Source organism: Bradyrhizobium sp. WU425 (genome assembly GCF_021052305.1).
Taxonomy (GTDB): domain Bacteria; phylum Pseudomonadota; class Alphaproteobacteria; order Rhizobiales; family Xanthobacteraceae; genus Bradyrhizobium; species Bradyrhizobium canariense_D.
The window spans coordinates 5919127-5941394 of record NZ_CP088089.1 but is presented as its reverse complement, the minus strand read 5'-3'; the positions used below and the strand labels follow the sequence as shown (position 1 = coordinate 5941394).

18 protein-coding genes are annotated in these 22268 nt (G+C 64.5%); 11 read left to right on the top strand and 7 right to left on the bottom strand.

Annotation, left to right across the window (positions count from 1 at the left end; genetic code table 11):
- Positions 1-166: 166 nt before the first annotated feature.
- Positions 167-1024: a VOC family protein gene (locus BcanWU425_RS28705; protein ID WP_231188748.1), complete on the bottom strand. Its 858-nt coding sequence runs from the start codon at positions 1022-1024 to the stop codon at positions 167-169.
- Positions 1025-1171: 147 nt separating this feature from the next.
- The gene (locus BcanWU425_RS28700; protein WP_204510541.1) at positions 1172-2362 is read right to left on the bottom strand and encodes a urate hydroxylase PuuD; all 1191 of its coding nucleotides are present in this window, start codon (positions 2360-2362) and stop codon (positions 1172-1174) included.
- Between the two features lie 234 nt (positions 2363-2596).
- On the opposite strand from BcanWU425_RS28700, the gene BcanWU425_RS28695 reads away from it, so the two are divergent.
- On the top strand, positions 2597-3937 hold the full coding sequence (locus tag BcanWU425_RS28695; protein WP_204510542.1) for a PQQ-dependent sugar dehydrogenase: 1341 nt from the start codon (positions 2597-2599) through the stop codon (positions 3935-3937).
- 168 nt (positions 3938-4105) lie between these two features.
- On the opposite strand, the gene BcanWU425_RS28690 is transcribed toward BcanWU425_RS28695, so the two are convergent.
- From BcanWU425_RS28690 to BcanWU425_RS28680, 3 genes are read right to left on the bottom strand one after another with little or no spacing between them, the layout of a single operon-like run.
- Positions 4106-4906 carry an SDR family NAD(P)-dependent oxidoreductase gene (locus BcanWU425_RS28690; RefSeq protein WP_085352069.1) on the bottom strand — a complete coding sequence of 267 codons (801 nt, stop codon included), beginning with the start codon at positions 4904-4906 and terminating at the stop codon, positions 4106-4108.
- A 1-nt stretch (position 4907) separates the two neighbouring features.
- Positions 4908-5462 carry a carboxymuconolactone decarboxylase family protein gene (locus BcanWU425_RS28685; protein WP_204510543.1) on the bottom strand — a complete coding sequence of 185 codons (555 nt, stop codon included), beginning with the start codon at positions 5460-5462 and terminating at the stop codon, positions 4908-4910.
- A 14-nt stretch (positions 5463-5476) separates the two neighbouring features.
- A complete protein-coding gene (locus tag BcanWU425_RS28680; RefSeq protein WP_204510544.1) occupies positions 5477-6289 on the bottom strand; it encodes an SDR family NAD(P)-dependent oxidoreductase in 813 nt (270 codons plus the stop codon).
- 232 nt (positions 6290-6521) lie between these two features.
- Between BcanWU425_RS28680 and BcanWU425_RS28675 the strand changes: the two genes are divergently transcribed.
- From BcanWU425_RS28675 to cyoD, 4 genes are read left to right on the top strand one after another with little or no spacing between them, the layout of a single operon-like run.
- On the top strand, positions 6522-7355 hold the full coding sequence (locus BcanWU425_RS28675; RefSeq protein WP_018457175.1) for a ubiquinol oxidase polypeptide II: 834 nt from the start codon (positions 6522-6524) through the stop codon (positions 7353-7355).
- Entirely contained in the window at positions 7345-9345 is a 2001-nt protein-coding gene (gene cyoB, locus BcanWU425_RS28670) for a cytochrome o ubiquinol oxidase subunit I (RefSeq protein ID WP_085362444.1), read from the top strand. The genes BcanWU425_RS28675 and cyoB overlap by 11 nt, the downstream gene beginning before the upstream one ends.
- The gene (locus BcanWU425_RS28665; RefSeq protein ID WP_018457173.1) at positions 9345-9986 is read left to right on the top strand and encodes a cytochrome (ubi)quinol oxidase subunit III; all 642 of its coding nucleotides are present in this window, start codon (positions 9345-9347) and stop codon (positions 9984-9986) included. Before cyoB ends, BcanWU425_RS28665 begins: the two co-directional genes overlap by 1 nt.
- Positions 9983-10372 carry a cytochrome o ubiquinol oxidase subunit IV gene (gene cyoD / locus BcanWU425_RS28660; protein ID WP_018457172.1) on the top strand — a complete coding sequence of 130 codons (390 nt, stop codon included), beginning with the start codon at positions 9983-9985 and terminating at the stop codon, positions 10370-10372. The genes BcanWU425_RS28665 and cyoD overlap by 4 nt, the downstream gene beginning before the upstream one ends.
- A 219-nt stretch (positions 10373-10591) precedes the next feature.
- Here cyoD and BcanWU425_RS28655 read toward each other — a convergent pair whose 3' ends face one another.
- Positions 10592-11380, bottom strand: coding sequence for a thermonuclease family protein (locus BcanWU425_RS28655; protein ID WP_204510545.1), 789 nt, complete (start codon positions 11378-11380; stop codon positions 10592-10594).
- Between the two features lie 196 nt (positions 11381-11576).
- On the opposite strand from BcanWU425_RS28655, the gene BcanWU425_RS28650 reads away from it, so the two are divergent.
- The 4 genes from BcanWU425_RS28650 to BcanWU425_RS28635 all read left to right on the top strand — a co-directional run bounded on the left by BcanWU425_RS28650 (position 11577) and on the right by BcanWU425_RS28635 (position 16527).
- Complete coding sequence (locus BcanWU425_RS28650) at positions 11577-13175, top strand: GMC family oxidoreductase (protein WP_204510546.1); 1599 nt, start codon at positions 11577-11579, stop codon at positions 13173-13175.
- Between the two features lie 7 nt (positions 13176-13182).
- Positions 13183-13632: a hypothetical protein gene (locus tag BcanWU425_RS28645; RefSeq protein ID WP_018457169.1), complete on the top strand. Its 450-nt coding sequence runs from the start codon at positions 13183-13185 to the stop codon at positions 13630-13632.
- A 91-nt stretch (positions 13633-13723) separates the two neighbouring features.
- The gene (locus BcanWU425_RS28640) at positions 13724-14743 is read left to right on the top strand and encodes a S1C family serine protease (protein ID WP_204510547.1); all 1020 of its coding nucleotides are present in this window, start codon (positions 13724-13726) and stop codon (positions 14741-14743) included.
- Positions 14744-14802: 59 nt separating this feature from the next.
- Positions 14803-16527, top strand: a complete 1725-nt coding sequence (locus BcanWU425_RS28635) for an FAD-dependent oxidoreductase (protein ID WP_231188746.1) — start codon at positions 14803-14805, stop codon at positions 16525-16527.
- A 204-nt stretch (positions 16528-16731) separates the two neighbouring features.
- On the opposite strand, the gene BcanWU425_RS28630 is transcribed toward BcanWU425_RS28635, so the two are convergent.
- Complete coding sequence (locus BcanWU425_RS28630) at positions 16732-20208, bottom strand: indolepyruvate ferredoxin oxidoreductase family protein (RefSeq protein ID WP_085352076.1); 3477 nt, start codon at positions 20206-20208, stop codon at positions 16732-16734.
- Positions 20209-20384: 176 nt separating this feature from the next.
- Here BcanWU425_RS28630 and BcanWU425_RS28625 point away from each other — a divergent pair, with 176 nt between their 5' ends.
- Both BcanWU425_RS28625 and BcanWU425_RS28620 read left to right on the top strand, forming a co-directional pair.
- Complete coding sequence (locus BcanWU425_RS28625) at positions 20385-21362, top strand: hypothetical protein (RefSeq protein ID WP_204510549.1); 978 nt, start codon at positions 20385-20387, stop codon at positions 21360-21362.
- A 196-nt stretch (positions 21363-21558) separates the two neighbouring features.
- The gene (locus tag BcanWU425_RS28620; protein ID WP_204510550.1) at positions 21559-22260 is read left to right on the top strand and encodes a cysteine hydrolase family protein; all 702 of its coding nucleotides are present in this window, start codon (positions 21559-21561) and stop codon (positions 22258-22260) included.
- Positions 22261-22268 lie beyond the last annotated feature (8 nt).

The window sequence follows — 22268 nt, the reverse complement described above, 5'->3', positions numbered from 1 at the left end:
CGATCCTTTTGCCTCTGGCCCTTCAGCGACGGTCACTTCTTCAGTTCGGCCGGCGCGTCATAGGCGACCGGCGATATCTCTTTGAACATGCGCTCGGCCCTGAAGGCGCGGGTAGCCCCGAAGCCTGGGGCCGCCCTGTAGACGCTCGTTGAAGAATTAGTTCAAATCAGCCGGCAACAAAGGCGAGCAGGGTGCCGTTCGCCTTGGCCGGCGGCACGCAGATCGCAGGTCCGCTGCGCACGGCTGCCGAACCAAGCGCCTTGTCGGTGGCAGCGAGATCGCCGCTGACAAGCACCAGGGCAGCGCCACCGCGTTCGGAAAGACCCGCGAGCGGCACGCCGGGATAACGTTTGCCGAGCTGCTCCAGCGTCAAGTAAACGAATTCGGCACGATCGCCACCGGAGGGCACGGTCACTGCGCCGTCGGCTTCAGCCTTCGGCTCGCGGTCGATCAGCTGTCCCAGATCCGCGGCTTCCTTCGCGGGCTCGGGCGTCGCGATCAATGTCTGCTTGATCCGCTTGGCCGCATTGGCGTGCTTCATCAGCTCGGGAATCCACACCGTCTCTGGCGTCTTGTGCTGGCAGGCAAAAATGCGCACGCCGCCGGGCGCTTCTGCGGTCGGCCACATGAAGGTGCGGAATTTCGCCGCCGAGATCGTGCCATCAGGCAGCGTCACGGGCCGTTCGAAATCGGTCGGGCCGATCGGCTCCAGGCCACGCGCGCGGATTTCCTCCGCGCCGGCGGTGGAATCGACCGCTGTGAAGGCGATGCGCTCGATGCCTTCGCCGCGCTGGTCGAGGAAGGCACGCGCCGGCGCGTTGTGCTCGGTCGCCGCGAGCACGCCGAGCAGCTCCATATAATCCGGGTCGAACATGATCGTGTAGTTGCCGGTGCCCATATGTGTGCTGTGGGTGCCGCGCGGCGAGATGGTGAAGCCGAGCTGCCGGTAGTTTTCGGCGGCTTTGTCGAGGTCCTGCACCATGACCACGGCGTGGTCGATACCGATGACGTTCTTGAGGGCCACTGTTCTTTCCCCGAGTGCAAACTGACTGGACCGCCGTCGGCGGCCGCAAATCCTGTCTACGCCGGATAGGCGGTCAAGTCATTTTCAAATCGGTGGGACATGCGGAAATTTCATTCCGTGAAGCGCGATATCTGACACTTGATGGCGTCAGCGCGCCTGCTCGATATAGGCGGCGAGGATGGCGCGCTCCTCGCTGGTCATTTCCGTGATGTTGCCCGGCGGCATCGCGTTTGACCAGGCGGCGACGCGGCCGATCAGGCGGATGTTGCGATGGATGTGCTCGGGCGCGTCCAGCAATATGCCCTTCGGCGCGGTGACGATGCCGGCCCAGACCGGTTCGGCGGCGTGGCACATGCTGCAGCGGGACATCACGATCTCCTCGACATTGGCAAGCGTCGGCTGCGCCGACAGCGCGCTTGTCTTGACCTCGCGCGGGCCGGCCGCCGAGAGGAACAGGATCGCGATCACGCCGACCGCTGCGACGCCCCACACCCACCACGGCGATTTGCGCCCGGCGTGCCGCTCGTTGAAGAAATGGCGGATCACGGGGCCGAGCGCCAGGATGATTGCGACGATGATCCAGTTGAAGCGGGTGGCATAGAGCAGGGGATAGTGGTTGCTGATCATCAGCACGACGACAGGCAGCGTCAGATAGTTGTTGTGGACCGAGCGCTCCTTGCTGGTCTTGCCGAGCTTCGGATCGGGCGCCTGTCCTGCGATCAGGGCGGCCGCAATCTTCTTCTGGTTCGGGATGATCAGGGTGAAAACGTTGGCGACCATGATGGTGCCGATGATCGCCCCGATCTGGTTGAAGGCGCCGCGCCCGCTCAGCACGTGGGTGAAAGCATAGGTCAATGCGACCAGAAACAGATAGCCGCCGATGGCGAAGGGCAGCTCGCGCTGCGCGAGCCCGGTACGGCAGGCGCCTTCATAGAGCAGCCATGCCAGCGCGAGGCTCGAGAGGCTGAACAGGCCGGCCTCGAATGGCGTGAGGTCGAGGATCGACTTGTCGACCAGGAACAAATCGGCCTCGAGATAATACACCACCACCATCAGCGCGAAGCCGGACAGCCAGGTGGTGTAGGCCTCCCATTTGAACCAGGTCAGCTCGTCCGGCATCTGCGCGGGCGCGACCAGATATTTCGTGATCCGGTAGAAGCCGCCGCCATGGACCTGCCAGGCCTCGCCCTGGACGCCCTCCGGCAGCTTGCTGTCAGGCCTGAGGCTGAGGTCGAGGGCGATGAAATAGAAGGAACTGCCGATCCAGGCAATCGCGGCGACCACGTGCAGCCAGCGGAGCAGCAGGCTCGCCCATTCCGATATGATGGATCCCCACATGATCACCCCAACGGATGCGACTCCAATGCCGCAGCTTCATGACCGCTACCGGCGGTGCCGCCCTTACAATGTGTCGCACCGATCAGCCGCATTTTCCAGTACGATGGGCTGCGGCTGATGCACATCGTGCGGGCATGAGCTGACGTGGGATTCGGCAGGCATTTGACCTGTCGCAGAACGTTTGCGCGTCGATCGGCGTTGATGCGCAATACGTGAAGGCCGGGAGGAAACGATTTGAAGAACAGGATTTCATTCGCGGCGATGTCCGCGGGATGGCTGGCCGCGGTCGCGACCTGCGCACAGGCTGAGGCGGTGCTGCAAGGCAAGGACGCCTACGGCGATTGGCAGGCCGACAAGCCCGGCACGGTCAGGTTGATCCGGCCGCAGGATCTGGTCAGGCCCGGCGCCACGCGGTCGGTTGCGAGTTCGTCGCGCGTGGTGCCGCGCCCACCGGAGGGGGCGCTTCAGGTACCGGCCGGCTTCAAGATCGAGCTGTTCGCCGAGGGCCTGCGCGCCCCGCGCATCGTGCGCGTGGCGCCGAACGGCGATGTCTACGTCGCCGAGACGCGCGCGGGCAACGTCCGCGTGTTGCGCGCCGGCGAAGGCGGCAAGGCCGCGACCAACGAGGTGTTCGCTGCCGGACTGCGGCAGCCGTTCGGCATCGCCTTCTTCCCAAACGGCGACAATCCGCAGTGGGTCTATGTGGCCAACACCGACAGCGTCGTCCGCTTTCCCTACCAGGCCGGCGATCTCAAGGCGCGCGGCAAGGCGGAGACGATCGTGGCAAGCCTGCCCCACGACGGCGGTCATTCCACCCGCGACATCGTCTTTACGCCCGACAACAAGCGCATGCTGGTGTCGGTCGGCTCGCTCAGCAACGTCGCCGAGGGCATGGGCACGCCGCCGGGTGGCGTGGAAGCCTGGTCGAAAGCGCAACCGCTCGGTGCGGCCTGGGCCAGCGAGACCGAACGCGCCACCGTGCTCGCCTTCACCCCCGAGGGCAAGGAGCGGAAGATCTACGCCAGCGGCATCCGCAACTGCGTCGGACTTGCGATCCAGCCGCAGACCGGGCTGCCCTGGTGCTCGACCAACGAACGCGACGGGCTCGGCGACGATCTCGTGCCTGACTACGTCACCAGCGTGAAGGAAGGCGCGTTCTACGGCTGGCCGTGGTTCTATATCGGCGGCAACGAAGACCCGCGTCACGCCGGAGCGCGGCCGGACCTCAAGGGCAAGGTGACGGTGCCCGATGTGCTGGTGCAGCCGCACTCGGCCTCGCTCGGCATGGCCTTCTATCAGGGGACGCAGTTTCCGTCAGAGTATCAGGGCGATGCTTTCGTGGCCGAGCACGGCTCCTGGAACCGGTCGAAGCGCACCGGCTACAAGGTGATCCGCATCCGGATGAAGGACGGCAAGCCGACCGGCGAGTACGAGGATTTCGTCACGGGGTTTGTGGTGAGCGATACCGAGGTGTGGGGGCGGCCGGTCGGTGTGGCCGTGGCAAAGGACGGGGCGCTGCTGGTGTCGGAGGACGGCAACGGGACGATCTGGCGGGTGACAAGCGTGCCGCGATGAAGGTGTACCCTCGCCCCTTGCGGGAGAGGGTGGCTCGCCGCGCAGCGGCGGGACGAGTGAGGTTCTATCGGCGAACTCCTCTGCGTGTGCGGAGAGAAACCCCTCATCCGGCGCCTCGCGCCACCTTCTCCCGCAAGGGGAGAAGGAAGAGCAGCGTGCTTAGGATGTCTACCCCCGTCTCACACTCGCTCCGCCATCCACCGGCAACGTCACACCGGTGATGAAATTCGCCTCGTCCGAGGCCAGGAACAGCGCGGCATTCGCGACGTCCCACCCCGTGCCCATCTTCTTGCGCAGCGGCACCTTGCTGTCGCGCTCGGCTTCGACTTCGGCGCGGGTCTTGTGCCATTCGCGGGCCCGGGTGTCGACGGCCATCGGCGTGTTCATCAGGCCCGGCAGGATGACGTTGGCGCGGATGCCGTATTCCGCATTCTGGTAGGCGAGCTGTTCGGTGAAGGCGATCATCGCCGATTTCGTCGCCTTGTAGGCGACGTAAGGGTAGGTGGTGATCGCCGCCATCGAGGAGATGTTGATGATCACGCCGCTTCCTTGCGCGCGCATGATCGGGATCACCTCTTTCGCCGCCAGAATGCAGCTCTTCAGATTGATCGCGACGACGCGGTCGAACGCCTCCTCGGTGATTTGCAGCAGCTCGGCGTCGCCGCCGGACAGGCTGACGCCCACATTGTTGTGCAGCACGTCGATCCGGCCCCAGCGCGCCTGTGCCTCCGCGACCATTGCCTTGATGTCGGCAGACTTTGTGACGTCGGCCCTGAACGCCGCTGCCGTGCCATGCTGCGCGGCGATCATGGCGGCGGTTTCCTGCGCTGATTCCAGATGATGATCGACGCACAACACCTTGGCGCCCTCGCGCGCGAAGGTCAGCGCCGTGGCGCGGCCGTTGCCCATGCCTTCGCCCGGGCTCTGCCCGGCGCCCACAACGACCGCAACCTTGTCCTTCAAGCGCATGTTAGTTCACTCCCGGAATCGGGTACTGCTGGAGTACCTCTTTGTAATATGGCTCGTTGTCGATCTTCATGGTGGCGAGCACGCGCACCACGCCGCAATAGAAGGCGATGGTCAGCACGAGGTCGACCATATGTTCGTCCGAGAGATGCTGCTTGATCTCGGCAAAGGTCACATCCGAGATCGCGAGTTCGCGCACCATCTCGCGGGCACCTTTCAGGATCGCCTTGGCCTGTGGCTCGAGCGTCGAGGGCCTACCGTCGGTCTCCGCCATCAGGCCGGCGATGTCATCGTCGGTGACGCCGAACTCCCTGCCGATCTTCACGTGATGAGTGAACTCGTATTCCGACTTCTCCATCCAGCCGACCTGGAGGATCGCAAGCTCCCGCAGGCGCGGGTCGAGTTTGCTCTTGAAGCGGATGTAGCCGCCGATGCCGTTGAAGGCGCGCGCCATATCCGGCGAATTGATCAGCAGCTTGTGCAGATTGGTGTTGCGCTTGAGCATGTCGCGATATTCGGGCGCGACCTGGTCGGCCTCGAGATAGGGCAGGCGAGCCATCCCTGATGTTCCTTTCAGTGTTCTTGTGATTCACGTTCGGGGGCTTGTAGCGTCACGCCGCCGTCGACCACCAGCACCTGGCCGGTGATGTAGCGCGCAAAATTGCTGAGCAGGAATTTGACGGCATGGCCGACGTCCCAGCCGGTGCCTTCCGTTTTCAGCACGGATGCCTTTTCCCGCTGGACGCGAGCCTGCTCACTCATGCCGCGGGCATAGACCATCGGCGTGTACATCGGCCCGGGACAGATGCAGTTGACGCGGATGTTCTCGCGGCCGTGATCGACCGCCATCGCGCGGGTGAGACCGATGATGGCGGCCTTCGAGGTCGTATAGCTCGTGAGCCCGCGTGGCCGCAGCGCCGAGATCGAGGAGATGTTGACGATCGCACCGCCCTGCGCGGTCCGGATCATCGCAGGGATCGCGTGCTTGAAGAGCAGGAACATGCTCTCGACATTGACCTGCATGACGCGGCGATATTGCTCGGGCGCTTCGTCGACCACGCTGCCGCGGCTCCCGATGCCGACATTGTTGTCGAGGAAATCGAGCCGGCCCCAGCGGTCGAGCGCGGCTTCGACCAGTGTCTTGCAATCGCTCTCCCTGGTGACGTCACCGCCATGCGCCGCGGCCGTGCCGCCTTCGGCTGCGATCATCTCCACGGTGCGTTCGGCGAGCTTGAGATCGCGATCGGCCACCAGCACTTTGGCGCCGGCGCGAGCCAGTAGAAGTGCGGCGGCGCGGCCGTTGCCTATGCCGTCGCCCGCAGCACCCCCGCCGCTGACCAGCGCCACCTTGCCGGCGAGACCGGGATCGTCCTCGGGCCCCTGCATGTCGTTTCATCCCAAATATTTTCGTGCAGTCTAGCAATCGCGCGGAGCGGCGAGAAGGGCCGGCTCCCGCTTTCATGTCATTGACATCGCATGGAATTGCATGCCGCCGCACGAGAAGGGCGAACGATCGACCCGCGCCGTTAGGAACCGACCTCACGCAATCGCGTTTGTTGCGGAGCCTTTCCCGCGCTAGGCTCTGTCCCGGGGCTTCCCAAACGCCAGTGGCTTGCCGATGAATCTGCTCGATCCACAAGGGCCTGTGGCTGCGGCCAACAGCACCATCCTGGTCGATTCCGTCTTCATCATGCTCGCGATCGTGGTGCCGACCATTTTCGCGATTTTGGCCTTTGCGTTCTGGTTTCGCGCCTCGAATCCCAAAGCAAAGTTTCAGCCCGACTTCGTCTATTCCGGGCGGGTGGAGATGGTGGTGTGGGCGATCCCCGCGCTCACCGTGATCCTGCTCGGCGGCGTCGCCTGGATCGGCTCGCACCAGCTCGATCCCGCGGCACCCGTGCCCGGCACCGGCAGCCCGGTTCGCATCCAGGCCGTCTCGCTCGATTGGAAATGGCTCTTCATCTATCCGGACCAGCGCATCGCCACCGTCAATACGCTGACGGTGCCGGCAGGCGCCGAGCTGAATTTCCAGCTGACGTCCTCGAGCGTGATGAACACCTTCTTCATCCCGCAGCTCGGCAGCATGATCTACACCATGAACGGCATGGTGACGAAGCTGAACCTACGCGCCGACAACGAAGGCAAGCTGCAGGGACTGTCGGCGCATTTTTCCGGCGACGGATTTCCGGACATGATGTTCGACGTCAACGTGGTCTCGCCGCTCGCCTTTCCGGACTGGGTCGCGACCACGGCGAAGAGCGATGCTGTCCTCAATGAGGACAGCTACAAGAAGCTGATGCAGCAGGGCGTCGAAAAGGGCAGGCCAAGCTACAGGCTCGACGATCCCCGACTGTTCGACCTGATCGCGACCCAGCACATTCCGCCGGGACCGGGGCCGGAGCTCGCATCCGAAGCAGGCCGGTCGCACAGTGGAGGCCATGATGCTCGGTAAGCTCGATTGGTCGGCCATTCCGTTCGATCAGCCGATACCGCTGATCGCAGGCGCCGTGGTGTTGGTCGGGATTCTCGGCGTGCTGGCCTGGGTCGTGGTGAAGGGGCATCTGCCCTATCTCTGGCACGAGTGGATCACCAGCGTCGACCACAAGCGGATCGGCGTGATGTACATCCTGCTGGCCTCGGTGATGCTGCTGCGCGGCGGCAGCGACGCCATCATGATGCGGATTCAGCAGGCGGTCGCCTACCAGTCGCAAGGCTATCTGCCGCCGGAGCACTACAACCAGATATTCTCCGCGCACGGCACCATCATGATCTTTTTCGTGGCGATGCCGTTCGTGATCGGACTGATGAATCTCATCGTGCCGCTCCAGCTTGGCGTACGAGATGTCGCTTTCCCGACGCTCAATTCGGTCGGCTTCTGGCTGACCGCGACCGGTGCGCTGCTGGTCAATCTCTCGCTTGTGATCGGCGAGTTCGCCCGCACCGGCTGGCTCGCCTTTCCGCCGCTGTCGGAACTGTCCTACTCGCCGGGCGTCGGCGTCGATTATTACGCATGGTCGCTGCAGATCTCCGGCGTCGGCACGTTGGTGGCCGGCATCAATCTCGTGACGACGGTGCTGAAGCTGCGCACCAAAGGCATGAACTATCTGCGCATGCCGATGTTCTGCTGGACCACACTGGCCTCGAACCTCCTGATCGTCGCGGCTTTCCCGATTTTGACCGCCACCCTCGCGATGCTGCTGCTCGACCGCTATCTCGGCTTCCACTTCTTTACCAATGAGGCCGGCGGCAATGTCATGATGTTCATGAACCTGATCTGGGCCTGGGGGCATCCCGAGGTCTACATCCTAGTTCTGCCGGCCTTCGGCATCTTCTCCGAGGTGGTCTCGACCTTCTCCGGCAAGGCGCTGTTTGGCTATCGCTCGATGGTGCTGGCGACCATGGCGATCTGCGTCATCTCCTTCATGGTCTGGCTGCATCACTTCTTCACGATGGGAGCGGGTCCCGACGTCAACGCTATCTTCGGCATTGCCAGCATGATCATCGCGATACCGACGGGAGTGAAGATCTACAACTGGCTGTTCACGATGTATGGCGGACGCATCCGCTTCGAGACGCCGATGCTGTGGTCGATAGGCTTCATGGTCACCTTCATCATCGGCGGATTGACGGGCGTGCTGGTCGCGGTGCCGCCGGCCGATTTCATTCTCCACAACAGCATGTTTCTGGTCGCGCACTTCCACAACGTCATCATCGGCGGCGTGCTGTTCGGCGCCTTCGCCGGCTTCGAGTACTGGTTCCCGAAGGCGTTCGGCTTTCGCCTCAACGACCGCTGGGGCAAGCTCGCATTCTGGTTCACTTTCCTCGGCTTCTACGTCACCTTCATCCCGCTCTACGTCGCCGGCATGCTGGGCATGACGCGGCGCATGCAGCACTATGACGTCGCGGCGTGGCGGCCATGGATGCTGGTTGCAGCGGTCGGCATGGCCGTGCTGACGATCGGCGTGATCTGCCAGATCGTGCAGCTCGTGGTCAGCATCCGCAACCGCGAGGCCCTGCGCGACCGCACTGGCGATCCCTGGGACGGCCGCTCGCTGGAATGGGCGACGTCGTCGCCGCCACCCGTTTTCAACTTCGCTTTCAATCCCGATGTGCGCGGCGAGGATGCCTATTGGGACATGAAGGCTCATGCCAAGCAGCAATCGCTCGATCATGATGCGCCCGAGTATCATGACATCGAGATGCCCAGGAACTCGCCGACCGGGTTCGTCTGCGCGTTCTTCGCCACCGTCATGGGCTTTGCGCTGATCTGGCACATCTGGTGGATGGTGATTTTGGGCGGTATCGGAGCGTTCGCGACATTCGTCGTGTTCGCCTGGCGCGACCATGACGAATACGTCATTCCGGCCGAGGAGGTCGCGGCGATAGACCGCGTCAACCTCGAGGAGCGGCGCAGCCTCGTCAGCATGGCGGGGACAGTCTGATGTCAATGACCGCGACCGCCGGCCGAGCGCACGCCGATCCCCATCACATCGGCCTCGTTATCGAGCATCCCGGGCCGGCGCCGAAGCGCATCGTGACCGCCTATGGCTTCTGGATCTTCCTGCTCTCCGACATCGTGATGTTCTCCTGCTTCTTTGCGGCCTACGCGGTGCTGGCCGACCAGACCGCCGGCGGCCCGAAGGGTTCGGAGATATTCGAGCCGCGAAACGTCGCGATCGAGACGGTCTGCCTGCTGCTGTCAAGCTTCACGTGTGGCATGGCGAGCATCGCGGCCGATGTGCGCAACCGGCTGTGGTTCTATCTCGGGATGGCCGTGACGTGTTTGCTCGGCCTCATCTTTCTGGTCATTGAGTTTCGCGAATTCGCTGATCTCGTTGCCCGCGGCTATGGCCCATCGCGCAGCGCTTTCCTGACCTCGTTCTTCTCCCTCGTCGGCTGCCATGGCCTCCACGTCTCCGCCGGCATATTGTGGCTGCTCACCATGATGGCCCAGGTCTTCGCAAAGGGTTTTCGTGCCGACGTGCTGCGCCGGATGATGTGCTTTGCGCTGTTCTGGCACGCGCTCGACATTGTCTGGGTCGGAGTTTTCTCCGTCGTCTATTTGCTTGGGAGTGGCGTATGAGCGATCAGACGCATATGCCGGCCGGCCATGATCTTGCGCCGGGCGATGAGGAGCAACACAGTGTCGGGACGCGCATCCTCGGCTACGTGGTCGGTCTTGTTCTCGCGTTGCTGCTGACGGCGACGTCGTTCTTCATCGCGGGCACGGATCTGGTCTGGCAGCCTTCGATTCCCGTCGCGCTGATCGTGCTGGCGATCGCGCAAATGGGCGTGCATCTCGTGTTCTTCCTGCACATCACCACCGGCCCCGATAATACCAACAACGTGCTGGCGCTCGCCTTCGGGCTGCTGGTGGTGTTCCTGGTGGTCGGTGGCACCGTCTGGATCATGGCGCATCTGAACGCGAACATGCCGGCCATGGATCAGATCATGCCGATGCGCCGCTAGCGCATTGTGCAAAAAAGAAGAGCCGCTTGTTGTGACAAGCGGCCCAAGTCTAGGGAGGAAACGCCCGAGCAAAGCAATCGGGCCGGAGCCGGATTGCCGCCAAGGAAACGCTCGCGCAAAGCGCTCGCGTACGCTTACAAATGCAGCAACTCCCGATAGAGTTCAATTCCGGATGAATACTGTCTCCGGCTGCCGCTCACGGCTGCGTGATGAGCTTCGCTATTTTGGCCGCCGGCAATTGTAGGCCTTGCGGAAGCCCGCAGCCTGGGCGTCGTCCTCCGAGCAGAACCAGCGGTCCGGCTTGGTGGTCGCGGGGTAGCTCGGGCAGCCCCGTAAATGGTAGATGCCGATATTGCCGGTCACGCGCGCGCGCACCGCAAGCTTGCCCTTGATGCCACAGCTCGGCGGCATCGTCAGATCCTCGGGAAACAACACCGCGCGAATCTCCTTGTCGCGGTCGGCGCGGCAGGCGGCGCCCAGGAGCGCGCCGTCCTTCTTGCCGGTGCGGAATTCTTGCGGTGCAACAAAGCAGCCCTTCCAAATTCCGGCCGAGGTTGATTTCGCATCGGCCGCGGCCGACTTGACGTTCGCCTTGACCGGCTCGCGGGCGATGGCATAGCCCAGCTTGACGAGCTGCTCGTTCAAGCTGGTCTTGTCGCCTTCGGCCGTGCAGATCGCGCGGTGCCGCTTGCCAAAACTCTTTTCCGGTCCGACATCGTCGCAACGCACCGATCGCTTGCCAATCAGCTTGGCGAGCTGGTCGCGGGCCTCGATGCCGCAGGTCCAGGGATCGGCGTGGTCGTCGATGCAGACCTGGTCCAGCTCGGGTGCGTCGACGCCGTCGAGGCGGTAGGTGACGTCGCCGAGCTGGATGGCGTTGCCGTCGCGGACCGTCGCGGCGGCGGTCAGCGCCGAGGCGGGGCCGGAGGTGCCCAGAAATCCGGACAGGGCGAGAAAGCAAACGAACGCAAAAGCGCGGGCGTTGGCAAAGGATTTTCGGAAGGCCATAAGGTCTCGCTATCGATGGCTCGTGCGCCTTGTTCCTAGCATCCGGATGTGGCGATACCAATGGTCTGCGCCCCGCGAAGTGCGACATTCCGGCCCCGCGGCTTTACTCGGCCGCAGCTCTGATCCTATCGTTCGCCGGCCTCGCGGAGCGGAGGCCGAATCGCCCGGGAAGCGGCGAAGGGAGGAAAAATTTGCGATGAATGACCCCGTGGACGTCCTGATCATCGGCGCCGGCGCTTCAGGCGCGGCGGTGGCGTGGTCGCTGGCCGAGACCAAGATGCATATTCTCTGCCTGGAGCAGGGCGGCTGGATGAACCCGGCGGAATATCCCAGCACGGGCCGGGACTGGGAGGCCAAATTCTACGGCGAGTGGTCGTCAAGCCCCAACGTCCGCGGCCGGCCCGAGGACTATCCGATCAACGACGACAATTCGCCGATCAAGGTCGTCAACTACAATGCGGTCGGTGGCTCGACGGTGATGTACACCGCGCACTGGCCGCGGTTGCATCCCTCCGATTTCAAGGTGAGGACGCTCGACGGCGTCGCCGAAGACTGGCCGATCGATTACGAGGCGCTGACCCCGTTCTTCGAAGAGAACGACCGGATGATGGGCACGTCCGGCCTGTCGGGCGACCCGCTCTCGCCGCTGACGCATCCGCCGATGCCGCCGCAGCCGATGGGATTGTCGGGAGCGATCATCGGCAAGACCATGAACAAGCTTGGCTGGCACTGGTGGCCGTCGGATACGACGGTCGCGACCATGGACTACGAGGGCCGCGCGCGCTGCATCAATCTCGGCCATTGCACGCCGGCCTGCGCGCAAGGCGCCAAATCCTCGACCGACATCACCTATTGGCCGCATGCGGTCCGGGCCGGTGTCGAGCTGCGTACGCACTGCCGTGTGCGCGAGATTACCACCGACGAGAGCGGCATGGCCACCGGCGTGGTCTATTACGACAAGCACGGCGTCGAGCAGTTTCAGCCGGCGCATGTCGTTATCGTCGCCTGCAACGGAGTCGGCACGCCGCGGCTGCTGCTGAATTCGGCATCGAACCGCTTTCCGAACGGGCTTGCCAATTCGTCCGGCCTCGTCGGCAAGAACCTGATGTTCCATCCCTATGCGCAGATCTACGGCTATGTGAAGGAGCCGACCGATAGCAACCGCGCGCCGCCGACCTGCCTGTGGAGCAAGGAATGGTATGACACGGACCTGTCGCGCGGCTTCGTGCGCGGCTATGGCGTTCAGTTCGTGCGCGGCGCGGGGCCGGTGTTCGAGGCTGTCGTCAGCGAGCAGAAGGGCATTCTGCCGTGGGGCGCCGATCATCACCGCGTCTTCCGCAAGCTCAACGGCCACCGGATCGGGTTTTCCGCGATCTGCGAGGACCTGCCGGAGGAGCATAACCAGGTCACGCTCGATCCGGTCTTGAAGGACAGCCACGGCATTCCCGCGCCGAAGATCGACTACACGATCAGCGAGAACAGCCGGAAGATGATGGAGCATGCGCTGGCGCGCGGGCGGGAGATTCTCGAAACCGCGGGGGCGAGCGACATCTGCGTCAACTCGCCGATCCCGTGGGGCGGCTGGCACCTGCTCGGCTCGGCACGCATGGGCACCGACCCCGAACGCTCCGTCGTCAACGAATGGGGCCGCTCGCACGATGTGAAGAACCTCTTCATCGTTGACGGCAGCATCTTCGTCACCTCAGGAGGCGTGAACCCAACGTCCACCATCCAGGCCCTCGCGCTCTACATCGCCGACCAGATGAAGCAGCGCCTCGCCAATCTCTTCGACTGAGGCCATCATGTCCGCAGACAACCAACTGACACGCGCCCAGCGCGACGACCTCCGAGCCATCGCCGCGATGATCGTTCCCGCCAGCGAAGAGTACAAGGTGCCCGGCGCCGACGATCCCGCGATCCAGGCTGACATGCTGGCGACGTTGGGACGGGACAGCAAACTGGTGGTGGCGGCGCTCGACCATCTGGCGCGGCTTGCTGGCCAACCGTTGGCCGAGCTCGATGCTGCCAGGCGCGATGCGGTGGCGCAGGAGTTTCGCAGGCATGGCGGCCCGGCTGCCGCGACGCTCGTCCGTGTGGTGCTGCAATGCTACTACCGCGACGACCGTGTGCTGGGCTCGCTCGGGATCGAGCCGCGCGCACCTTTTCCCAAGGGCCATGTGCTGCCGGATGGCGACTGGTCGCTGCTCGACCCGGTCAAGGCAAGGGCCGGCACGCTGCGACGGGCGCCCTAGCCACCTGGGCAGTCCAGCCTTGCGCCTTGGACGGGTCCCTTGCGCCTCACGGAGCAGGCCACCATCTGTGTGAGCCCCAAGGACTGTTGCCATGTTGGATTTTACCTCAGATATCGCCGATGACGGATCGTCATCGCGAGCGACAGCGGCTGTCCCGGGCAACGACCGGGCCCTGCTGGACGCCTATTCCAATGCCGTGATCGACGTGACCGACCGTGTCGGTCCGGCCGTCGTGCGCGTCGAGACCGGACCAAAAGTGCCGAACGGCCGCGAGCGCGGCGGGCTCGGCTCCGGCATCGTGATCTCGCCGGATGGGCTCGTGCTCACCAATAGCCACGTGGTCGGCTCGTCAAAGGAGATCCGGCTGCGCGACGTCGAGGGCCATGTCGGCGACGCCCGGGTGCTCGGCGTCGATCCCGACACTGATCTTGCGCTGCTTCGCGCCAATGGCGTGAGGAACTTGCCCTATGCGGCGCTCGGCAACTCCAAGACCTTGCGGCGGGGCCAGCTCGTGATCGCGATCGGCAATCCGCTCGGCTTTGAATCGACCGTCACCGCCGGCGTGGTCTCGGCGCTCGGGCGTTCGATCCGCTCGGTCAGTGGCCGCACCATTGAGGACGTGATCCAGACCGACGCTGCGCTCAACCCCGGCAATTCCGGTGGCCCGCTGGTATCGTCGAATGCCGAGGTGATCGGCATCAACACCGCCATCATTAACGGCGCGCAAGGCATCTGCTTCGCGGTCGCCAGCAACACCGCGCAATTCGTGCTATCGGAGATCATCCGCCACGGCTATGTCCGCCGCGCCTATATCGGTGTGGCCGGCCAGACCGCGCCGATTCCGCGGCGGCATGCGGTGCTGGCCGGTGTCGAAAACAAGATGGGCGCGCTGCTGGCGCAGATCGAGCCGGACGGGCCGGCGGCGAAGGCGGGCCTGTTGTCCGGCGATGTCGTGATTGGCCTCGACGGCGTCGAGATCAACGGCGTCGACGATCTGATCCGTGTGCTCGACCGCGACCGGATCGGCCGGCGGCTCGCCATGGACGTCCTGCGGCTCGGCCGTCTGCGGGCGATCAATATCGACCCGGTCGAGCGCAAGCCGGCCCGCTAGCGTGTGGGCGCCTAAGCGGGGTATGACGGTGTCATGCCTCGCTTCGGGAACCCCGCCGCATGATGCCGGCGCATGAGACCTACGATGTCATCGTCGTCGGCGCCGGTGCCGGTGGCATGACGGCCGCGGCCGTCGCCGCCGCCGAAGGCCTGCGCGTGTTGGTGATCGAGAAGACCGCTTTCGTCGGCGGCACCACCGCGTGGTCCGATGGCACGGTCTGGATTCCCGCCAATGCCAAGATGGAAGAGGCGGGGCTCTCCGATAGCGTAACGGACGCCGTGCAATATTTGTCGAGCACAGTGCCGGAGCCCGCCAATGCGGGCCTCCGCGCCGCTTTCCTCGCGCGCGGACCGGAGGCGGTCACCTATCTCGAAGCCAACACGCAAGTGCGGCTCCAGCCGGTGGAAGCGTGTCCGGACTATTATCCGGAGCGATTGGGCGCGACGCCGGGCGGGCGCGTGCTCGAGCCGGTCGTCTTCGACGGCACGCGGCTGGGGGCCGCATTCGCGCGGCTGCGCGCGCCGGTGCCGGAGTTCACGCTGTTCGGCGGGATGATGGTCAACCGCCTCGACATCCCGCATTTGCACCGGGCCGGAAAATCGCTGCGCTCGACTCTTCGCGCGGCGCGGCTGGTTTCGGAGCATGCGTGGCAGCGGCTGCTCGGCCCGCGCGGCACGACGCTGCAGCTTGGCAACGCACTCGCCGCACGGCTGTATGCCTCGCTGCTGGCCCGGCAGGTCGAGATCCTCTTCAGTGCGGACGTCGAAGGCCTGTCCACGCAGGGCGAACGGGTCGGCGGGGTAATTATCCGTCATGGCTCGCGCGATCGCCTGATCGCCGCGCGGCGCGGTGTGGTGCTGGCGACCGGCGGCTTTTCGCACGACGCAACCTTGCGCAAGCGCTTCTTCCCACCCGCTGCCGGATTCATCTCGGCGACCCACCCGTCCGCCACGGGTGACGGGCTCCGCCTCGCGACTGTAACCGGCGCAGCGCTCAATACGGATGCGACGAGCCCGGCCTATTGGGTGCCGGCCTCGCTGTTCCGGCGTGCCGATGGAAGCCGTGGTGTTTTCCCGCATACAGCGACCGACCGCGCCAAGCCCGGCGTGATCGCGGTCAATGCGGCCGGCCGGCGCTTCGCCAACGAGGCGCTGTCCTACCACGAGTTCGTGCTCGCGATGCTGCGTGACGGTGACGGCGAATCGGACCGGCCGTTCTATCTGATCTGCGACCGTCCGTTCCTGTGGAGTTACGGCCTAGGCCGCATCAAGCCGTTCACCCGCAATATCAGACGCTATGTGGCGAGCGGCGAGTTGGTCGAGGCCGCTGATATCGCGCAGGTCGCAGCGAAGATCGGCATCAAGCCGTCGATACTCGCGGCGACGATCGCAAACTACAATTCCGATGCGAAGGACGGCCGCGATCCCGAGTTCGGTCGCGGCAGCACCATCTCTCAGCGACACCTTGGTGATATCAGCCACAAGCCGAACCCTTGCGTCGCGCCCATCCTCTACGCGCCGTTCTTTGCGATGCGGATTTATCCGGCCGATCTCGGCACGGCGATCGGCATGAAGGTGGATGCCCAGGCGCGCGTATTGCGCGAGGACGGCACGCCGGTTGCGGGCCTCTACGCCTGCGGCAACGACATGGGCTCGATCATGAACGGCAATTGTCCCGGGCCGGGGATCGCGTTGGGACCGGCACTGACGTTCGGGTACATCGCAGGAAGGCATCTGGCGGAGGGGAGTGTGGCCGGGGCGAGTGCGGCCACAGCGTTGGTCTAGCCATTTCCACCGCTGTCATGCCCGCGACCCGGCTACGCCAAGGCTTCGCCGAGGTCGAAGTCTGGGCGCGCCGAAGCTTTAGCGTAGGCGGCAGGCGGGGCATCCAGTACGCCGCAGCCCATCGGACTAATCACAACCGCCTCGGAGTACTGGATCGCCCGCCTTTGCGGGCGATGACACCGAGAATGTAGCGCCAGTCTTCCGCTACTCCGCAGCCGCAGCAAAGCGGCTGTTCTCCAGTTCTGCTTCCAGCCGCGCCTTCTCCGCCGCCGCCAGTTTGATGTTGGCTTCCTTGACATGCCCGAAGCCGCGGATCGTCTCCGGCAGCCGCGCGAGCCTCGTCAGCAGCGGGATCTGCTCCGCTTTCAGCCCGGCGATGCGCTGATCGATCATGTCGAAATAATCCGCGACCAGCTTCCGCTCGGTGCGGCGCTCCTCGGTGCGGCCGAACGGGTCGAACGCGCCGCCACGCAGGAACTTCAGCCCGGCGAGGAGGCGGAAGGCGTGAATCATCCAGCCGCCGAATTCCTTCTTCTGGAGGTGTCCCGTCGTCTTGTCGCGCTGCGCGAAGATCGGCGGGGCCAGATAGAACTTCAGCTTGAAGTCGCCGTCGAATTTCTCCGAGACTTTCTTGGAGAAGCTGCCATCGGTGTAAAGCCGCGCGACTTCGTATTCGTCCTTATAGGACATCAGCTTGAACAGGTTTTTCGCGACAGCCTCGGTCAGCTCCGTGCTAGCAGGCGAGGTTGCTGCTTCCGCCTTGCGCACCTTGGCGACGGCGGCGAGGTAGCGATCGGCGTAGGCCCTGTCCTGATAGCCGGTCAAAAACTCCGCGCGCGTTGCGATGATGTCGTCGAGCGACTTTGTCGGCGCGGAGGTTCGGCTCCTGAATTGCAGCACGCTCCGCACCCGCGACATGTCGTGGGCGGCGAGGCGTCCCCAGGTGAAGGCGAGCTTGTTCATTTCGATCGCGGCGCCGTTGATCTCGATGGCGCGAAGCAGCGCTTCCAGCGACAGCGGGATTGCGCCCTTCTGGAAGGCGAAGCCGAGCATGAAGGGATTTGTCGCGATCGAATCGCCCATCAGTGCCGAGGCAATGCCGGTGGCATCGATGATGTCGAGGTTCTTGTCGCCGACGGCGTCGCGCAGCACGGTCTGCATCGTCCCCATCTCGAAATCGAGGTCGGGGTTTTGCACGAAGCTCGCGGTCGGCTGCAGGTCGGCGTTGATATACGCTTTCGTCGTTCCGCGCTCGGCGCGACTGAGCGCGGAGGGACCGGCCGAGACGATCATGTCGCAGCCGAGGATGACGTCGGCGCCGCCCGTCGTGATCCGGACCGCGGAGATGTCTTCCGGCTTCGCGGCAATGCGCACATGGCTCATCACCGCGCCGTTCTTCTGCGACAGGCCGGTGAAGTCCAGCGCCGAGCAGCCGCGGCCGTCGACATGGGCGGCCATGCCGAGCAGCGCGCCGATGGTGATGACGCCGGTGCCGCCGATGCCGGTGACGAGGATGTTGTAGGATGCGTCCAGCTCACGCGCGGGTGGCAGCGGCAGGTCGGCAAACAACTGGCCTGAATCCACCGCCGAGGTCTTGATCCGCTTGAGCGTGCCGCCGTGCACGGTGACGAAGCTCGGGCAAAAACCCTCGACGCAGGAGAAGTCCTTGTTGCAGTTCGACTGGTCGATCTGGCGCTTGCGGCCGAACTCGGTCTCCAGCGGCTGCACCGAGACGCAGTTCGACGCTTGCGAGCAATCGCCGCAACCTTCGCAGACGAGCTCGTTGATGAAAGCGCGCTTGGCGGGATCCGGATAGAGCCCGCGCTTGCGGCGGCGGCGCTTTTCCGCGGCGCAGGTCTGGTCGTAGATCACGACCGTAAGACCCTTGATGTCGCGCAGCTCGCGCTGCACGGCGTCGAGCTCGCGGCGATGATGGACGGTCGCGCCTTGCGGGAAGTAGTTGGTGTCAGGGTATTTGGTCGGATCGTCCGAGACGATCGCGAGCCGCTTGACGCCCTCGGCCCAGACCTGATGCGCGATCTGGGCGACGTTGAAGCCGCCCTCGGCCGGCTGGCCGCCGGTCATCGCGACGGCGTCGTTGTAGAGGATCTTGTAGGTGATGCTGATGCCGGCGGCCGATGCCGCGCGAAGGGCGAGCAGCCCGGAATGGGTGTAGGTGCCGTCGCCGAGATTCTGGAAAATGTGCTGCTCGGTCGTGAAGGGCGCTTGTCCTATCCAGTTCACGCCCTCGGCGCCCATATGCGAGATCAGATCGGTGCGGCGCGTCGGCATGCTCAGAGCCATGCCGTGGCAACCGATGCCGGCCATGGCTCGGCTTCCCTCGGGCACGCGCGTGGAGGTGTTGTGCGGGCAACCCGAGCAGAAGAACGGCGTGCGCGCGAGCTTGATTTGCCCGGAGGCCGGAACAGGAGTGTCGAAGGCCTCGAGCCGGGCGAGGCGCTGCTCCAGCACTGGGCTGTGGTGGCCGAGCTTGCGCAGCCGCGCCACCAGTGCGGATGCAACGATGGTCGGCGTCAGCTCGCCCTCGCTCGGCAATAGCGGCGCGCCGCGTTCGTCGCGCTTCCCGGTAACGGTTGGGCGCCTGGACGCATCGATATTGTAGAGGATGCGCATCAGCTGGTCTTCGATGAAACCGCGCTTCTCCTCGACCACCAGCACGTCCTGAAGCCCTTCGGCGAAGCGCTTGGCCCCGCTTTCTTCCAGCGGCCAGGTCATCGCGACCTTGTAGATGCGCAGGCCAAGGTCCTCCGCGTCCTTGTCGGAAATGCCCAGATCGGCCAGCGCCTGCCGCAGATCAAGATAAGCCTTACCGGTCGCGACGATGCCGAGCCGTGCCGGCCTGGAGTCGAGCACGATGCGGTCGAGCTGGTTGGCGCGCGCAAAGGCCTGCACCGCCGCCATCTTCGGGCCGAACAGGCGCCTCTCTGCGTCCAGCGGCGGATCGGGCCAGCGGATGTTGAGGCCGCCGGGCGGCATCTCGAAATCGTCGGGGAGCTTAATCTGGATGCGTTCGGGATCACTGTAGATCGACGCCGAACTCTCCACGGTTTCGCTGATCGCCTTGAAGCCGACCCAGCAGCCGGAGAAGCGCGACAGCGCAAAACCGTAAAGGCCGAGGTCGAGATAATCCTGCAGCGTCGCCGGGTTGATCACGGGGATCAGCGCCGCTGCGAAGACCTGCTCGCTCTGGTGTGCCAGTGTCGAGGATTGGCAGCCATGGTCGTCGCCGGCAAGCGCGAGTACGCCGCCATTCAGCGAGGTGCCGGCGGCATTCGCATGCTTGAGCGCGTCAACCGAGCGATCGACGCCGGGCCCCTTGCCGTACCAGATGCCGAACACGCCATCGACCTTGGCGCCGGGAAACAGGCCGACCTGCTGGCTGCCCCAGACGGCGGTCGCCGCTAGGTCCTCATTAAGGCCGGGGACGAAGGCAATGTCGTGCTGCTGGAGGTATGACTTCGCGCGCCACAGCGCGTGGTCGTACATGCCGAGCGGGGAGCCCCGATAGCCCGAGATGAAGCCGCCGGTGTTGAGGCCCTGAAGTCGATCGCGTTCGCGCTGCAACATGGGCAACCGGACCAGCGCCTGCGTGCCGGACAGGAAGATCCGCTTCGATTCGAGCCGGTATTTGTCGTCCAGCTCGACCTGCATCAGCGTCATTTCGGAAGTCCTCGTCTCTTGGTCGGCTCTTATTCGACTTGGGGTTTGCGCTGCGGGAGGGAGGAGCGGCTGCGCGACGCGAATTGTGACAGTCAAGGGCATGCACAGGCGAAGTCAATATCGCTGGCCGCATCCGTGGCGCTCCTGCTAGTCATGGCTTGCTTGCGGAGGACACCATGACGGCACAAGTGTTCGATACCGAGATCACGGAGACCGACGGCGCTCTGATCGGGCCGTGGCGTCAGCCGCGTCAGATGCTGCAATCCCAAACCTACGACGCGCACGCCTCGATCCACGACGACGCCACCGCGCAGAAGCTCGGCTTCAAGGGCGGCACCATCGAGGGCCCGACCCATTTCAGCCAGTTTGCTCCGCTCGGCGCGCGTTTGTGGGGACAGGTCTGGTTCGAGAGCGGATGCCTCTCCGCGCACTACCGCAGCGTCTGTTACGAAGGCGAGGCGGTGCAGGCGATCCTGTCGAAGCCGTTGCCCGGCACCAGCCAGTGCCAGATCCAGATGGTGAAGCGCGACGGCACGGAGGTGCTGCGCGGCACGGCTTCGGTCGGAGAACCGCAGGCCGCAACCGCGCTGGAGGCGCGCCTTGGCGAACTCAAGCCTCTGACCGATCCCGTGATCCTGCGCGACGTCAAGGTGGCGCAGACGAGCCGGCGGCAGGCGGTGCGGATGGCGTTCGACCAGACCATGGGCGAGCTCTATCCGTTCTCGCTGCGGCAGAAGCTCGCCGTCATCACCGAGACCTCGCCGTATTATTCAGGCGCCGGCAATCCTTCTGCGAATCCGTGGGGCAGGGCGATCATCCCGATGGAGATGCTGAGCGTGCTGTTCCAGTACCGCTCCAAGGACGATCCTCTCCCGGCCAAGGGCCCGGCCGTCGGCCTGTTCGCCGACCAGGAGATCAGGCTGGTGAGGGGCCCGCTTTTTGTGGATGAGGAGTACGACGTCGAGCGCGAGGTTGTCGCGCTCTCTGGCAGCCGACGCACCGAGAGCGCCTGGGTGAAGACGCGCGTGTTCGACAAGACGAATTCGGTGGTGGCGACCATGCTGCTGAACATGGCGACGCTGAAGGATTCCTACGCGCCGTATGAGGAGGAGTATCGGCAGTTGTACGGGGCCGGGCGGAATGACGGCGGATAGGGTTGCCGCCGCTCATCCTCTAGGCAATTGCGCGTCGCAAAGCCGTCGCACAGCGAATGAGCAGGCGTCGGTCCATTTCCTAACTTCCTGACACCACAGCAATTTTCTCGGCCGCCCGCGCCCAATCGTCATTGTACACAATGGCATGGCGCTTGCAGAACTCCTGCAGAGGGAGTTCTCGTGGGGGCCTTGAGTCATGTTGAACTCGACCAAGCCGACACTGGGTGTCATCAGCGCCGAACCGGAGCCGGTCAAGCTCGAGTGGTCGGCCACCGCGCTTCTGATCATCGACATGCAGCGCGATTTCATGGAGCCCGGCGGTTTCGGCGAGACGCTCGGCAACGACGTCAGCCAGCTCGCGCGCGCGGTGAAGCCGATCGGTGCGGTGCTGAAGGCGGCGCGGGATACCGGCATGCTGGTGATCCACACGCGCGAGGGCCATCTGCCCGATCTCTCCGACGCGCCGCCGGCGAAAATCGAGCGCGGCGCGCCATCCTTGCGCATCGGTGACCCCGGTCCGATGGGCCGCATTCTCATTCGCGGCGAGGCCGGCCACGACATCATCCCGGAGCTCTACCCGCTCGACAGCGAGATCGTGATCGACAAGCCCGGCAAGGGCGCGTTCTACGCCACCGAGCTCACCGACGTGCTGGAGAAATACGGCGTCGAGAATCTGCTGGTGTGCGGCGTCACCACCGAGGTGTGCGTCAACACCACCGTGCGCGAGGCCAATGACCGCGGCTATCGCTGCATCGTCATCTCGGACGGCTGCGCATCCTACTTCCCCAAATTTCACGAGATGGGCTTGAAGATGATCAAGGCCCAGGGCGGCATCTTCGGCTGGGTTGCAAGCTCAGCCGCGGTTCTGGAGGCGATGAAGATTTCCACATCAGCGTAGGGGCATCA

Bases quoted from the DNA above. Each gene is read 5' to 3' on its own strand.
- BcanWU425_RS28630 (WP_085352076.1), bottom strand. From the start codon at position 20,208: ATGACGCTGATGCAGGTCGAGCTGGACGACAAATACCGGCTCGAATCG.
- BcanWU425_RS28625 (WP_204510549.1), top strand. From the start codon at position 20,385: ATGACGGCACAAGTGTTCGATACCGAGATCACGGAGACCGACGGCGCT.
- BcanWU425_RS28650 (WP_204510546.1), top strand. From the start codon at position 11,577: ATGAATGACCCCGTGGACGTCCTGATCATCGGCGCCGGCGCTTCAGGC.
- BcanWU425_RS28645 (WP_018457169.1), top strand. From the start codon at position 13,183: ATGTCCGCAGACAACCAACTGACACGCGCCCAGCGCGACGACCTCCGA.
- BcanWU425_RS28700 (WP_204510541.1), bottom strand. From the start codon at position 2,362: ATGTGGGGATCCATCATATCGGAATGGGCGAGCCTGCTGCTCCGCTGG.
- cyoB (WP_085362444.1), top strand. From the start codon at position 7,345: ATGCTCGGTAAGCTCGATTGGTCGGCCATTCCGTTCGATCAGCCGATA.
- BcanWU425_RS28685 (WP_204510543.1), bottom strand. From the start codon at position 5,462: ATGGCTCGCCTGCCCTATCTCGAGGCCGACCAGGTCGCGCCCGAATAT.
- cyoD (WP_018457172.1), top strand. From the start codon at position 9,983: ATGAGCGATCAGACGCATATGCCGGCCGGCCATGATCTTGCGCCGGGC.
- BcanWU425_RS28675 (WP_018457175.1), top strand. From the start codon at position 6,522: ATGAATCTGCTCGATCCACAAGGGCCTGTGGCTGCGGCCAACAGCACC.
- BcanWU425_RS28655 (WP_204510545.1), bottom strand. From the start codon at position 11,380: ATGGCCTTCCGAAAATCCTTTGCCAACGCCCGCGCTTTTGCGTTCGTT.
- BcanWU425_RS28690 (WP_085352069.1), bottom strand. From the start codon at position 4,906: ATGCGCTTGAAGGACAAGGTTGCGGTCGTTGTGGGCGCCGGGCAGAGC.
- BcanWU425_RS28635 (WP_231188746.1), top strand. From the start codon at position 14,803: ATGATGCCGGCGCATGAGACCTACGATGTCATCGTCGTCGGCGCCGGT.
- BcanWU425_RS28680 (WP_204510544.1), bottom strand. From the start codon at position 6,289: ATGCAGGGGCCCGAGGACGATCCCGGTCTCGCCGGCAAGGTGGCGCTG.
- BcanWU425_RS28640 (WP_204510547.1), top strand. From the start codon at position 13,724: ATGTTGGATTTTACCTCAGATATCGCCGATGACGGATCGTCATCGCGA.
- BcanWU425_RS28665 (WP_018457173.1), top strand. From the start codon at position 9,345: ATGTCAATGACCGCGACCGCCGGCCGAGCGCACGCCGATCCCCATCAC.
- BcanWU425_RS28620 (WP_204510550.1), top strand. From the start codon at position 21,559: ATGTTGAACTCGACCAAGCCGACACTGGGTGTCATCAGCGCCGAACCG.